Genomic DNA, 13,976 nt, shown 5'->3' on the forward strand with positions numbered 1-13,976 from the left:
GTTCATTTTGTACGCTGTGAAAATTCCTTCGTCATTTGAATAATATGCTCTTGCTTTCTCGAAAGATTCCCATCTTGATATCTGTTGAGCAAGCCTTTGAGTTTCAAGATTCTTGATTTCAGTTTTTGATAGTTGAACAAACATATATTTCACCTCGATAAGTTTTGTATATTCTATGTGAGAACTCCGTTACTCAGTCTATTTTTCCTCAAAAGAAAGTGTAAAATACAATCGAGAAACCAAGATGACCTCGTCAATCTAAAAACATAAAAAAATTGTAGAAGATCCATACCAGAAGTAACAGTTGGTGGAGTTATGGTTGGAACATTTGGAGACCAAGAGTGAACGTGTTATGGCGCTGAATCCTGTTCCGCAAATGTAAATCGACAAAAAGTAATGGTTTCATGGCTGGGCTGAGATGCCACCTGGTTGTATGCTATAATTCAGGTAAAAGTATGATTCACCAAATTTAGCAATATCATTGAAGGAGGTTGCGAAGGATGAACTTTAGTCTTAAGGCTCCTGATGGCACTGTCATTGAATCCTATGAGAAGGATCATAAGGAATTCATTCGTATTGCCGGTCTGGAATATGAAGTCTATAACCCGGTGGATGAGCTAGACTCCGATCCGGAGATACGGCAAATGATTGAAGCTTCCGAGAAAGACATTAAACAAGGCAAGCTGTATTCAACAGATGACTTGATTGAACTGGTGTAATCACTTCATTTAAGCATGGTGCAATGAAACGTAATTTTAAATATTAATTATGAAATGCCAAGCGGCAAGTCCCCGTTTATGTCGGGAACTTGCCGCTTTTTTATGTCTTATCTTTTATTAATCATTAATCTCACTCATGATAAGAGCATTTATATTTCAGTTTCCTACAACGATGTTCGAAAACCTTACATAAACTTGCGGTGGTGTTTCTTGCCATCATACGTAAACCAGATCGGTTTATCCTCGACACGTGTCTCCACATGTACGGTACGTCCCCAGAGTCGATACAGATAGGGCAGGGTGCGTTCCATATATTTCAGATCCAACTCAATGCCTTCATATTGATGTTTCAGCACGAGTTCCCCTGTCCGCAGATAATCGGCATCTTGCACGACCAAGTAAGGGGAGCCCCCGTTGACACGTGAAAATACGAGCTGATCCCGTATGTTCTCCCAGGACTTGTCGGTGATTTTCCAGTCCGGGCCTTTTTTCTCAAATACGTAGAGGTCAAGATCCTCCGTTAATTGCTTGGTCATGTATTTGCGGATAAAGGAGGTATCGGAATCGAATTCACGCACCTTGAACATTTTGGCACGAATATTTGAATGGCTGCAATATCCTTACATCTAAAGTTGGGAATTTTTATAACATAAATATTATATTTCGGTTATAATTAAGACTTATAATAGAGCAAGAGGTGAGAAAACTGGACTCTAAAAAGAGCTTGAAAATGTATCAAGAGTTACATAAGAAATTTAAAGAAAATTTCACAGAATCATTGGCCGCTGAGACGGATCTTCTCACTCGTGTGGAATTAAAATCTAGATCATTTGCGATCATAGGACAAATTATTAGAGAAGATAATTCTCTTGGAATTCATCAAAAAGAGATAATTTCAGTATTTGATGAACTTTTTTCTGACGTATCAATAGGAATTTATTTTGCAGCGTGTTCATTGGAAAACCCTGCAAAAATTCAACTCAGAAGGGTTTTAGAATTAGGGATAGCCATAGTATTTCTTTGGGATATGCCACATGTCTTCTGGGGCTGGAAAAGTCATGATAACGATTTGAATTTTAATGATATGTTGGAGCATTTTTCGAAGGAGGGTTATAAATCTTATATTAAGTCAATTAACAAAGATTATAATTATGATGAAATTGTAAAATTTAAGGATGCTAGGAGACTTTACAGAATTTTGAGTAATACAGTCCATGGTAAGATAACTACTTTTGAGTCTAATTTACCAAAAAGGTATTCTCATCAAGTTGAGGATTGGCGTTCTTTCCTGCAATTGGCAGAAGAAGTGGAAGATTTAGTTCTTGGTTTATGGGAAAAGAGACTTAATAAATATTTCCCAGAGCTATACTCTCAATTACCAGCAATCAAAATTTTGAATGGAAGGTGAATAAATGACAACTAGTACTGTACAAGATAATGATTTACTTCAAGCTGCACGAATGGAAGATTTAGTTAACGAACAAATTAGTGATTTAACAGTTCTCGGGGTATTTGAAAGAAAGATCGTTGACACGTTGAAACAAAGCGGTGCTCATCTATTAATGGGCGCACGAGGTGTTGGAAAGTCAATGTTAATAAAACAAGCAGAAATTGAACTTGATGAGGATTTTACATCTAGTAGGAAATTAGCTGTATACGTTACTTTCAAGACAAGTACTATCTTGGAGGGCGTTAGAGCTGAGGAGAGAGATGCATTTCAGGTTTGGGTAGGTGCTAAAATTCTTCAAGCTCTTCATGACAAACTCACACAGTTAAACTTAATTGGTCATGAAGGTAGTACGGACCCTTATTTTAGAATTTTTGGTATAAAATCAGCTCAAGGAACAAAAACAATGTTACAAGATAAAATTCATCAACTTCAAAAACTGGCGATCGCATCGGATAAAGAAAAAATTCTAAACGATATTGGTAGTAACTTTTTAGATAAAGTAAACGATGTTAGTTTCATAAACGAGATAATAAGGGATGTGCTGGGTGAGTTCGATATTAGAAAATTAGTTTTTCTATTCGACGAAGCTGCTCATACATTTATTCCTGCTCAACAAGAGATATTTTTTGAGATTTTTAAACTACTACATGGTGGACCTATTGCAGTTAAAGCGGCTGTTTATCCAAGTGTGACTTCGTACGGTAGAAATTTTGAAGTAGGACACGATGCATACATTTTACAGATGGACAGGTACGAAACTGGTGAGTCGGGTCGAAAAGCAAATAGGAAGTTATTCAGAGATCTTCTAGAAAAGCGTCTACATCAACAAAGTCCTCTGAGAAAAAAAATATTTCAAAGAGGAGAAATTTTAGATCATTGTATTGATCTCTCTACAGGAAATCCTAGGGCATTTTTGCATTTGTTAGTTAGAAGTCTTGATAAAGGTTTTTCTGAGAGAGCTTTATCATTATCAACACAGGAGTATATTGATCAGGAGTTATTGCCTTATCATAATAACCTCACGAAAAGATTACCTAAATATTCAAACCATATCAAAGTAGGTTTAGATTTACTGAGATCTTATGTAATACCTGAAATTAGAGAGAAAAATTTACGTGAAAGGAAGAATACATATCAGTCGGCTTTTTTCACGTTTCCTAGGGATATTTCTCCTAATTTAAAGTTGGCATTAGATATCCTGTGTTACTCAGGAGTTTTAACTAATAAAGGTACTGTGAAAATAGCTGACAGAAAAACCGGACTCAGATATATGGTCCACTTAGCTTTACTTACTACAGAAAAAGCCTTCTCTTCAAATAATATTAGCGAGTCACTGGGGAATATAAGCTTGACCGACTATAGAGAATTTAGTTCCAACGATTCAACGATCGAGGGTTATCTACAGGAACTGAAGGATCTATCTGATAAATGCAATGGTTGTAATAGGGATTTGCCTCCGAATGCTAAATTTTGTTCTGAGTGTGGAAGGAAAGTTGAAAATACATCAATTATAAGCAGCTTATTAGATGAATCAATACACAAGTTACCGATTGAAGCACATTTAAAAACGAAAATTTACCCACATTATCCTCGAGTTGGGGATGTAATTCAAACTTCACGAGAGGAAATAATGTCAATCAAATATATAAAAGAAGTACGCTCAAGGATTATTAAGAATGCAGCTGATGAGTTTGTATCAGGATAAACAAGGAATTTTATTAAAAGTGTTGAACAACGGTGAGCGATATGTGAACACTTCATTTAAGCATGGTGCAATGAAACGTAATTTTAAATATTAATTATGAAATGCCAAGCGGCAAGTCCCCGTGTATGTCGGGCACTTGCCGCTTTTTTATGTCCTTATTTATTATTAATCATTAAACTCATCCATGATAAGAGCATTTATATTTTCGTTTCCAATAATGATAATCGAAAACCTTACATAAATTTGCGGTGGTGCTTCTTGCCGTCATACGTAAACCAGATCGGTTTATCCTCGACACGTGTCTCCACATGTACCGTACGCCCCCAGAGGCGATACAGATAAGGCATGGTGCGCTCCATATATTTCAGGTCCAACTCGATGCCTTCATATTGATGTTTCAGTACGAGTTCCCCGGTCCGCATATAGTCGGCATCTTGCACGACCAGATAAGGGGAGCCTCCGTTGACACGTGAAAATACGAGCTGATCCCGTATGTTTTCCCAGGACTTGTCGGTAATTTTCCAGTCCGGGCCTTTTTTTTCAAAGACGTAAAGGTCAAGATCCTCGGTTAATTGCTTGGTCATGTAATTCCGGATAAAGGAGGTATCGGAATCAAATTCACGCACCTCGAACATTTTCGCACGACCCTGGCCTGGTTTACGGCCCCAACGATCCTGTTCTTCCCGGGTTGGGTTATCCCAGCGCCGTTCAATATCCTCGAAAATCTTCAGTCCCAAATAATACGGATTCAGACTTTGTTTGGATGGCTGCACCACGGAGGAATTGAGCTTCGCGAATTCAATCGTATCCTCACTGTTGAGATCGAGCTCACGGATAATGCGTTGATGCCAGTAGGATGCCCAGCCCTCGTTCATGATTTTGGTTTCCATCTGTGGCCAGAAATATAACATCTCTTCACGCATCATACTCATGATATCCCGCTGCCAGTCGGTCAACACTTCCGAGAATTCCTGAATAAACCACATGACATCCTTCTCTGGTTCAGGCGGAAAGTGATGGACCTGAATACCTTCGGCGGGTGTTTCTTCGGTCTTCACATCATCAAGCGACCATAGATCATCATAGCGACCTTCCGGCCGTGGTTTTTTCTCACCGCGCTGCTCCCGCATTTTCATCTCCATGTAACGTTGTTTGTCCAAATGGCGGGGCTTAATCAGCTGTGGGTCCACATGTTCCTGAATCGCGATTACGGCATCGATAAATGCTTCAACCGCTTCCGTTCCGTACTCCATCTCATAATTACTGATTCGATCCGCCGTAGCGGCCATGCTTTCGACCATATTACGGTTGGATTTGGAGAAGCGGGCATTGTTTTTGAAAAAATCGCAGTGTGCCAATACGTGGGCTACGATCAATTTGTTCTGAATCAGGGAATTGCCATCCAGCAGGAAGGCATAACAAGGGTTGGAGTTGATGACAAGCTCATAAATTTTGCTGAGTCCAAAATCGTATTGCATTTTCATCTTATGAAATGTTTTGCCAAAGCTCCAGTGGCTGAATCTGGTCGGCATGCCGTAGGCTCCAAATGTATAAATAATATCCGATGGGCAGATTTCGTACCGCATGGGGTAATAGTCCAGACCAAAACCATTGGCAATCTCCATAATCTCGGCAATAGCGTATTCTAGGTCGCGGATCTCATCTGTCATCTAACGCTGCCTCCTTCCCGTTTCTGGAAAAAGCTGCGCAAAGCTTTGTATACTTCGCCTTTTTCTTTGATCACATAATACATGAACTGATCCATCTTGATATGACGGTAAGCCGACATCAGTGTGCTGCTGCGGTTGTACTGATTCACTTCGCCGTATCCAAACATATTGCTACGCTTCATTAACTCGCCGATCAGCTTCACACACCGTTCGTTATCCGAGGTCAGATTATCCCCGTCAGAGAAGTGGAAAGGGTAGATGTTGTAACTTGAAGGTGGATAACGGCTGTCAATAATATCCAGTGCCTTCATATATACAGAGGAGCAGATGGTGCCTCCACTCTCCCCACGGGTAAAGAACTCTTCTTCGGTTACTTCCTTGGCTTCCGTATGATGGGCGAGGAAAACAATCTCAACTTTCTCATACTGACGGCGTAAAAAACGGGTCATCCAGAAGAAAAAGCTGCGCGCGCAGTATTTCTCAAACGAACCCATGGACCCGGATGTATCCATCATGGCAATGATAACGGCATTGGATTGTGGAATGATTTTGTCTTCCCATGTCTTGTAGCGCAGGTCGTCCGGACTGATGTGATGGATGCCTGGCGTACCGGTCGTTGCATTGCGACGCAGATTCTCCAGAATGGTACGTTTCTTGTCAATATTGGACTGCATACCTTTTTTGCGAATATCGTTGAAAACTACCGTATGTGTCTCAATCAGATCCTTGTCTTTCTGCTTCAGATCGGGTAATTCCAGCTCAGCGAAGAGCATATCTTCCAATTCCTCAATACTAACTTCGGCTTCCACAATATCATGACCAGGCTGATCGCCAGCTTTTTCCCCTTTGCCGGGTTTCTGCGAAGCAGAGGGATCACGACCGATGACGTCTCCGACCTGACTGTCACCGTCTCCTTGACCGACATGTTTTTGCTTCTGGTAGTTATACACAAAACGGTACTCATCCAAACTGCGGATTGGTACCTTGATGATTTGTTTTCCATCAGACATGATGATGTTTTCTTCCGTAATCAGATCAGGCAGATTCTGCTTGATGACATCTTTCACCTTTTGCTGATGGCGCTGTTGGTCCTGGTACCCTTTGCGGTGAAGCGACCAATCTTCCTTCGACACAACGAACGAGTAAGGCTGGTGTGAATTTGACATGTAGGCACCCCCATTGATTACGCGGCACAGTTTGGCCTGTCGGTAATTAAGTATATTCACGGGCGAGGACGATATGTGATGAGAGTGGATATAAAATGATACAATTACGCAAGTTCACCTCAGAGGTAAGGTGAGTCGCAAGCACAGAACTGCACCATTTTTTACAGAAACAGTGAACAAGTGTGATATCCTTCCTTTACAATAGGAGCAAGACATTAATCATTATAATAGTTGCATGTAAAGGAAGGATTTATGTGAATAAAAAGGCGATCAAGGCTTGGATTATGTATGATTGGGCCAATTCGGCTTACGCGACAACGGTGTTGGCAGCGGTCCTGCCCGTATTCTATGCTTCGGTTGCTGCAGCAACGCTGGATACGGATACAGCCGCCTCCTACCTGGCCTACACACATTCCATTGGCATGTTGTGTGTAGCTCTGCTAACACCGCTGCTTGGCACATTGGCTGATTTGTCAGGACGGAAAGGCGACTTCCTGCGTGTATTTGCAATCATAGGCGTCCTTGCTACATTGGGATTCAGCGCAATCGGTGAAGGGGACTGGTTACTTGCTTCCGCTTTGCTGGTCATATCTACAATCGGTTTTGCGGGTGGTAACACCTTTTACGATGCAATGCTGCCGGATCTGGTACCTGTAGAACGAAGAGACATGATATCCTCCAAAGGTTATGCTTATGGATATATTGGGGGAGGCTTGCTGCTTGCGGCGAACCTGCTGATGATTCAGCAACCAGGCTGGTTCGGGATGAGCAGTACTCTGGCAGGCACAAGACTTGCGTTTATCTCCGTCTCGTTGTGGTGGTTGCTGTTCTCGATACCGATCTTTCGCCATGCTCCGAGACGGCCTGCATCACCGGATCTGCCCGGAACGTGGACAGGGTATGCTGCGGTGGGCGTACGCAGACTGCGGCAGACCTTTCGTCAGATGCGGCGTTTTCCCCAGTTAATCCGCATGTTGGTGGCTTTTTGGTTTTTTAATGACGGCATTAATACCATCATTCTGATGGCTACAATCTATGGGACAAGTATAGGTATCGGCACAACCGACCTGATGCTTGCGCTACTGTTAACCCAGTTCATCGGGTTCCCGTGTACATTGTTATTGGGAGCATGGGCACAGCGTTGGGGAGCAAAGCAGGTATTAATCGTTAGCTTATCGGTCTACATATGTATTGTGATTCTCGGTTATTTCATGACCCAAGCGATCCACTTCTATGTGCTCGCCGGGCTGGTTGGTGTTGTGCAGGGTGTGAGTCAATCCACAGCGCGTTCCTTGTTTAGCAATCTGATGCCGGCAGGCAGAACAGGCGAGTATTTTGGTTTTGTGAATATTACAGGCAAATTCTCTTCGATCTTCGGTCCGTTTGTGTTCGGTTATGTCGGACAGATCACGGGTTCCACGCGTTGGGGCATTCTGTCGCTGATCTTCTTTTTCGTCGCGGGCATTGTTGTATTTTTAACCGTGAAGGTACAGAAGGGGATGCAGGATGCTACACAGGCAGATCAGGAAGAAGAGCAAAATAGGAGTGTCGGAGCTCCTGGTAAGAGTTCAAATGTAAGGTTCACCTGATGATTGTACAACGGTTTTCATAGTAAGCTTCTCAACGGATTACGCATGGCTTCAGGCATTGTTCCTCACAGAACATGTCTGGAGCTTATTCGCGTTTGTGCTATCAGAACATAGTTGATCATGAATAAGTGCTTAAACGACAGACAGCAGAATACAGTGAAAGAGTAAGAATTTATGAAAAGGTGAAAATAAAAGATTGACATGATACATTTTGTATCATAGAGTAAAACTATAAATACATATTGTATCTGAGAGTTGTCGAAAGAATATATGTATTTGCATCACTCTCGGGTAAGGTTCCGACGGAATGTTGCAAAATACTGACCTAATAGTTTGCGTAGTATTCGTTTTGCCAAACACAAAAGTAGAGTCTGGTCTATCCCGGCTGCATGCTTATTTTATTGAACAGAGGAGAGGCTGCCATTGATCGACGCTCAAGGTAACGGACTTGTTTTCTTACTATGTGTTCCCCGCAGTGGTAGTTCATTATCCACAGTCATGCTGCAAAATCACAGTCGTATATTCGCCACCCAGGAAATGTGGTTTCTGATGAGTCTTGTCGATCTGCCAAAAACCGATTCACGTGCTTATGGTGGCAGCTCCATCATGCGTCAGTTCTACAATGCCATGGTATCCGAGGATGTCTTCGAAAAGGCGTGCAGAAGTTTTGCTCTTGAGATCTACAATGGATTCCTGGAAGGGAGCGGAGCAGACTTCATCGTTGATAAATCTCCGCGTTATTATTACATGCTTGAATGGCTGGATCGTCTGTTCCCACAGTCCAAGCGCATTCATCTCCAGCGTAATCCTCTGGCCATAGCAGCATCATTCAAAAAGGTAAACCGCCATACAGGTGAAGGATTCGACCTGACTCATAGTTTGCAGAGCTCCAAATTAAATATGAAATCTGTAGATCTCACACTGGGTATGCTCCGCTTGAATGATTATTTTGCTGAACCACATTCCAATGCGCATGAATTGCAATATGAACGATTGGTTTCCAATCCTCAAGAAGAACTTGAGAAACTGTGCTCATTCTTGGGAATTCGATATGAACAGGGTATGGAGCAGTATGGACAGTTTCTGGACAGTGCCAAGTCTGACATGTTCTACAGTATGGGCGTGGGTGATCCATTCCTCTCTTCGCATCAAGAGGCACATCAGGGTTCTGTTAACAACTGGAAAAACATATTAGAACCGCATGAAGTTGAACTGTATTGCCGTGTGATGGGGGCAGATCTGTTCCACCGGATGGGATACAGTGAACAGCTGGCAGAAGCCGAACAATGGACGGGTGTTCGTTATGAAGCAAGTCCGGATCAAGAGGTCATCGAGCGAATTACACATCAGTTGACGACAGCGACTGGTTGCGACTGGCAGCAGCACTATCGGATGCAGCCAGCTGATTCTCTCGTCCATGATTCCCATGAAAATCTGAATGGTTCAGTTCTCGAAGAACCGGAAAAGATAGATCCCACACTGGCTGCACTGGCAACGATCAGGCAGCTGCAGGCCGCACTACGGGCGGCAGATCATCGTCTGGAACGGGGATACAGTGAACGAGAACGATTGAAAGTTCAGCTGGCTTCTGCTCAAAGCAAAATACAGCGTATCAAATCATGGGTACCATTTGGTCACCAGATCAGCGCCTGGGCTTCACAGCGCAAGATTTTACGGGGAGGCAAGTCATGAGCGCCATAGCAGGAATTGTACACAACGATGGTCAGCAGGCGCTATGGGAAGACAGCTGGCGTCTGTACGCAAGCCTGGGGCATGTCCCTTCGGATACAACAGGGGTGTGGAAAGGCAATGAGGCGTTCCTCAGCTGTCATGCCCAATGGATTACACCGGAATCGGTTAGCGAGAAGTTGCCTTTATATGAAGAGGAAAGTGGTCTGACCATCACGGCAGATGCCATTCTGGATAACCGGGAACAACTGGCAGATCAATTACAGATATCCAGAGCTGAACTGGCGATGTTATCGGATAGTGAATTGATCTTGCGTGCGTATCAGCGCTGGGGAGAAGATGTAGCTGTCCGATTGCTGGGGGATTTTGTATTCGCGATATGGGATGAGCGGAATCGAAAACTGTATGCAGCGAGAGACATTACAGGCATGAGAGCTTTTTATTACCGACATGATGGCTCACGTTTTGCTTTCTGCACACTCATGAATCCGTTGCTTGGGCTTGAAGGGGTACATAAAGAACTTGATGAGACCTGGTTGTCCGAATTCCTTGCCATTCCTGACATGCATGATTCAGCAGATATCAATTCAACCGTATATCGGGGAATAAGCCAACTGCCTTCTGCTCATACACTTGTTTTCCGGGATGGGAGACTGGAGCTGAAGCAGTATCATCGCTGGAATGAAGTCGAACCTCTAAGGCTGAAATCCGATGGTGAGTATGTAGAAGCGTTTCGGGAGGTCTTTGGGCAGGCGGTTGGATCGCGATTACGAACTCACAGGCAGGTAGCTGCTGCTTTAAGTGGCGGACTGGACTCGGGAGCCGTGGTTGGTTTTGCTTCCGGAACACTGAGAAGTCAGGGCAAACGGCTGCATGCTTATAGCTATGTTCCCGTGCCGGATTTCACGGATTACACGTCGAAAACGTTGCTTGCTGACGAGAGACCATTTATACGTTCGACTATTAATCACGTTGGGAATATCACAGAGAACTATCTGGATTTTGAAGGCAGAAGTCCGCTCAGTGAAGTAGACACCTGGCTCGATATTATGGAAATGCCCTACAAATACTTTGAAAATTCATTCTGGATTCGCGGATTCTATGAAAAAGCGAGCCAGCAAGATGCGGGCATCCTGCTCACAGGAGCACGGGGTAACTTCACCATCTCCTGGGGTCCGGCTCTGGATTATTACGCCAGTCTACTGAAAAGCGGCCGCTGGTATCGCTGGTTCCGTGAGATGCAGCAGTATAGTGAACGGACCGGTATGCCCTTCTCCCGTATAGCCAAGATCACCGGGAAAAAGGCATATCCGGAATGGTTCAAGGCTCAGTCCAAAAGAGCAAACCAGGCCGCTTCTGTACAGTTGATCCATCCTGATTTTGCTCAAAGAACAGGTGTACTGGAAAGACTCAAATCCATTATTGTTCTGCAGGGCGGTGCGCAGGCTGATGCACTCAAAGTACGTGCCGAGAAATTCAATAACCTGGCCATTGCGAACAAAAACGGTGCTGTAGCTACAAAATGTTCTCTGCGTTACCGCGCTTGGGAACGTGATCCGACAAGTGATGCCAGAGTCATCCGGTTCTGTCTGTCCGTGCCGATTGAACAATATGTGAAACAAGGGACGGATCGTTCATTGATTCGCCGGGCTACCTCACCGGAGTTGCCTGACAAGGTCAGACTGAATCAACGGGTACGGGGTGTACAACCGGCGGATTGGCTGCATCGCATCATTCCGAATTGGGATGCCTTTACGGCCGAGTTGCGTGCCTTGTGTTCTGATAGCAAGGTTGCTGGCATATTAAACACGGAGCGTATCAAGTCTGCCCTGGCCAATTTTCCCAGTCCACGACCTGAACTTGCTTCGCATCCAGATCTGCGATTGATGATGCATAGTCTAATCGTCTATCGGTTCATTCGAAAATTCTGAATGAGCGCACATGAAAGGAGGTGAATACGATGCAAATGGAAAAAAAGGAATGGCAAGCACCAGCTCTTGAAGTGTTGGAAGTCAATCAAACTATGGCCGGTACTGGCTACAGACAAATTGACTGGATCACGGTTCACGATGCGGATCTGTACGATCCAACTTCTTAAGTTGTTTAGTTCCAAAACGTGTCATCATACTTAAAGGGCGGAATTGGAACCAATCCAGCTTTTCGCCTCCTCCCTTATATTGAGCAACATGAATATAAGGGCTTTTTTTACATTTTATTACGAAGGAGGCGTCGTTCATTGTTGCCTGTGCATTATGTGGCGTATGGTCTGCGCTGGTCGAGCCTAATTCGAATGCCTGAACTACAAGTTGCACCCAAGGATGCGGAGACTGATTTTGATGTCGTGGATGTGCACATCGAGTCTTCAGATCTGACCCCATTGTGGGAGGATTGGAATGTAGGCAACGACAACTTTGTGGCACGAGAGGGCAGTCTTTTTTTCAAAATCGAAGATACAGGTCTGTTTCTAATGGAACAAGGAAAGCGCATTGTTGTATCTCCCATACCGGGTGCAGATGAGAAAAAGGTCAGATTATTCATCCTGGGCACATGTATGGCGGTCATTATGATGCAGCGTGGCATTCTACCATTGCATGGCAGTGCAGTGGTTATTGATGGCTGGGCTTACGCATTTGTCGGACATTCGGGAGCAGGTAAATCGACACTGTCGGCTGCACTGGCATCACGCGGATATCCGCTTCTCACCGATGATGTTGTTGCACTGACCTGGGATGCCGGAGGAAGAGCTATCGTATCACCCGGTTACCCGCAACAGAAGTTATGGCAACCCAGTCTGGATGGTTTCGGTATGAAGGAGCAGGATTACGCAACGGTTCATGCGGAGATTACGAAGTATGCGATACCTGTTCAGCACTATTTTCATGAGATGGCCGTACCACTAGGTGGCATATTCGAACTTGCTCCACAACCGGAGGAAAACCATACATCTGTTCAACTGGTTGAAGTGACGGGGCTAGAACGACTGCATCTGTTATGCTCGCATACGTTCCGTGGTGGACTCGTTGCAAGACAGGGGCTGGCACAGTGGCTGTTCGAGACGGCTTCAAGACTTTCAGCAGGTGTGGAGATTGGCAGGTTGGTCAGAACGGGTGCTGAGTTTACAGCATTTGAGATGGTGGATCGAATCACAGATCATATACGCAAAGGAGTGCATACAGGACAATGACAGCGACTACGCCGATGAATGTGGAAGACCGGGTAACCCGGAAGGAAGGCAATCTGGTCAGTGATATGGGCAGTGAGAAAGTTATGATGAGCATTAGCTCTGGAAAATACTATAATCTCGGGAGTACCGGTGGACGAATCTGGGATCTGATCGCAGAAGAACGCACGCTGGGTGAAGTTGTTGAGGTACTTGCTGGGGAGTACGAGATTGAGCCAGATGTATGTCGTGAGCAGGTGGTGCAATTTCTGGAACATCTGTCCCGTGAAGGTTTAATCGACGTTACTCGCGGAGTGTAGAATGATGTTGCGAAAAATAAAGGCTTACCTCGCGCTCCCGCGGTCGATGCGTCGACTGGTATGGGAGGCCTATATGCTCCTTGGCTGGGCACGCATACAGAAGGCTATGCCATTTGCCAAAATCGCGCCAGGGCTGGGTACACCCATGGTTGAAACACCGATGACAGGACTTGATCGCAGCGAGGTCATCACTATACGGAATATTTCCAAAGCGATTTCGCTCGCCAGCAAATATACGTTATGGGAAAGCCGCTGCCTTGTAATGGCGATTGCCGGGATGAAGATGCTTGAGCGACGCAAGATAGAGAGTACGTTATATATGGGGACAGCGCGGAATAAACAAGGACATATGATGGCTCATGCCTGGCTGCGAAGTGGTAAATTGATCGTGACCGGAGCTGATACTATGGACCAATATACGGTTGTCGGTGTGTTTGGCAAACGGTGTCCGGAGAAGGGATCTGGGGAGATTGTCTATGATACATGAAAGTGAACTCTATTCATCAGG

At 44.4% G+C, this 13,976-nt stretch carries 12 protein-coding genes and 1 pseudogene; 10 read left to right on the forward strand and 3 right to left on the reverse strand.

The features are described from left to right. The first annotated feature begins 500 nt into the window (after positions 1–500). Entirely contained in the window at positions 501–719 is a 219-nt protein-coding gene (locus tag MKY66_RS09235) for a hypothetical protein (RefSeq protein WP_076209151.1), read from the forward strand. Between the two features lie 185 nt (positions 720–904). On the opposite strand, the pseudogene MKY66_RS09240 reads toward MKY66_RS09235, so the two are convergent. After that, positions 905–1,315, reverse strand: a pseudogene (locus tag MKY66_RS09240) (SpoVR family protein); the annotation flags it as partial. 134 nt (positions 1,316–1,449) lie between these two features. On the opposite strand from MKY66_RS09240, the gene MKY66_RS09245 reads away from it, so the two are divergent. Continuing rightward, the gene (locus MKY66_RS09245; RefSeq protein WP_076209150.1) at positions 1,450–2,127 is read left to right on the forward strand and encodes a hypothetical protein; all 678 of its coding nucleotides are present in this window, start codon (positions 1,450–1,452) and stop codon (positions 2,125–2,127) included. A gap of 4 nt (positions 2,128–2,131) precedes the next feature. Next, positions 2,132–3,874, forward strand: a complete 1,743-nt coding sequence (locus MKY66_RS09250; protein WP_076209149.1) for a zinc ribbon domain-containing protein — start codon at positions 2,132–2,134, stop codon at positions 3,872–3,874. Between the two features lie 233 nt (positions 3,875–4,107). On the opposite strand, the gene MKY66_RS09255 is transcribed toward MKY66_RS09250, so the two are convergent. Together MKY66_RS09255 and yhbH are read right to left on the reverse strand one after the other, a co-directional pair. Next, positions 4,108–5,544, reverse strand: coding sequence for a SpoVR family protein (locus tag MKY66_RS09255; RefSeq protein ID WP_076209148.1), 1,437 nt, complete (start codon positions 5,542–5,544; stop codon positions 4,108–4,110). Further along, the gene (gene yhbH, locus MKY66_RS09260) at positions 5,541–6,710 is read right to left on the reverse strand and encodes a sporulation protein YhbH (RefSeq protein ID WP_036609998.1); all 1,170 of its coding nucleotides are present in this window, start codon (positions 6,708–6,710) and stop codon (positions 5,541–5,543) included. Before yhbH ends, MKY66_RS09255 begins: the two co-directional genes overlap by 4 nt. Positions 6,711–6,964: 254 nt before the next feature. Here yhbH and MKY66_RS09265 point away from each other — a divergent pair, with 254 nt between their 5' ends. The 7 genes from MKY66_RS09265 (at position 6,965) to MKY66_RS09295 (ending at position 13,955) form a co-directional block, all read left to right on the forward strand. Beyond that, the gene (locus MKY66_RS09265) at positions 6,965–8,299 is read left to right on the forward strand and encodes an MFS transporter (RefSeq protein WP_076209147.1); all 1,335 of its coding nucleotides are present in this window, start codon (positions 6,965–6,967) and stop codon (positions 8,297–8,299) included. Between the two features lie 423 nt (positions 8,300–8,722). Then, the gene (locus MKY66_RS09270; RefSeq protein ID WP_076209146.1) at positions 8,723–9,991 is read left to right on the forward strand and encodes a sulfotransferase; all 1,269 of its coding nucleotides are present in this window, start codon (positions 8,723–8,725) and stop codon (positions 9,989–9,991) included. After that, the gene (locus tag MKY66_RS09275; RefSeq protein ID WP_076209145.1) at positions 9,988–11,919 is read left to right on the forward strand and encodes an asparagine synthase-related protein; all 1,932 of its coding nucleotides are present in this window, start codon (positions 9,988–9,990) and stop codon (positions 11,917–11,919) included. Before MKY66_RS09270 ends, MKY66_RS09275 begins: the two co-directional genes overlap by 4 nt. Positions 11,920–11,948: 29 nt before the next feature. Beyond that, on the forward strand, positions 11,949–12,086 hold the full coding sequence (locus tag MKY66_RS09280) for a paeninodin family lasso peptide (protein WP_174806426.1): 138 nt from the start codon (positions 11,949–11,951) through the stop codon (positions 12,084–12,086). Positions 12,087–12,224: 138 nt separating this feature from the next. Continuing rightward, positions 12,225–13,172, forward strand: coding sequence for a hypothetical protein (locus MKY66_RS09285; RefSeq protein ID WP_076209144.1), 948 nt, complete (start codon positions 12,225–12,227; stop codon positions 13,170–13,172). Then, a complete protein-coding gene (locus tag MKY66_RS09290) occupies positions 13,169–13,468 on the forward strand; it encodes a lasso peptide biosynthesis PqqD family chaperone (protein ID WP_076209143.1) in 300 nt (99 codons plus the stop codon). The genes MKY66_RS09285 and MKY66_RS09290 overlap by 4 nt, the downstream gene beginning before the upstream one ends. A 4-nt stretch (positions 13,469–13,472) precedes the next feature. Next, positions 13,473–13,955, forward strand: coding sequence for a lasso peptide biosynthesis B2 protein (locus tag MKY66_RS09295; RefSeq protein WP_076209512.1), 483 nt, complete (start codon positions 13,473–13,475; stop codon positions 13,953–13,955). The last annotated feature ends 21 nt before the right edge of the window (positions 13,956–13,976 follow it).

It is taken from the genome of Paenibacillus sp. FSL R5-0766 (genome assembly GCF_037971845.1).
Lineage (GTDB): Bacteria > Bacillota > Bacilli > Paenibacillales > Paenibacillaceae > Paenibacillus.

Coding starts and splice junctions, on each gene's coding strand:
- MKY66_RS09235 (WP_076209151.1), top strand. CDS start 501: ATGAACTTTAGTCTTAAGGCTCCTGATGGCACTGTCATTGAATCCTAT.
- MKY66_RS09250 (WP_076209149.1), top strand. CDS start 2,132: ATGACAACTAGTACTGTACAAGATAATGATTTACTTCAAGCTGCACGA.
- yhbH (WP_036609998.1), bottom strand. CDS start 6,710: ATGTCAAATTCACACCAGCCTTACTCGTTCGTTGTGTCGAAGGAAGAT.
- MKY66_RS09245 (WP_076209150.1), top strand. CDS start 1,450: ATGTATCAAGAGTTACATAAGAAATTTAAAGAAAATTTCACAGAATCA.
- MKY66_RS09290 (WP_076209143.1), top strand. CDS start 13,169: ATGACAGCGACTACGCCGATGAATGTGGAAGACCGGGTAACCCGGAAG.
- MKY66_RS09295 (WP_076209512.1), top strand. CDS start 13,473: ATGTTGCGAAAAATAAAGGCTTACCTCGCGCTCCCGCGGTCGATGCGT.
- MKY66_RS09275 (WP_076209145.1), top strand. CDS start 9,988: ATGAGCGCCATAGCAGGAATTGTACACAACGATGGTCAGCAGGCGCTA.
- MKY66_RS09255 (WP_076209148.1), bottom strand. CDS start 5,544: ATGACAGATGAGATCCGCGACCTAGAATACGCTATTGCCGAGATTATG.
- MKY66_RS09280 (WP_174806426.1), top strand. CDS start 11,949: ATGCAAATGGAAAAAAAGGAATGGCAAGCACCAGCTCTTGAAGTGTTG.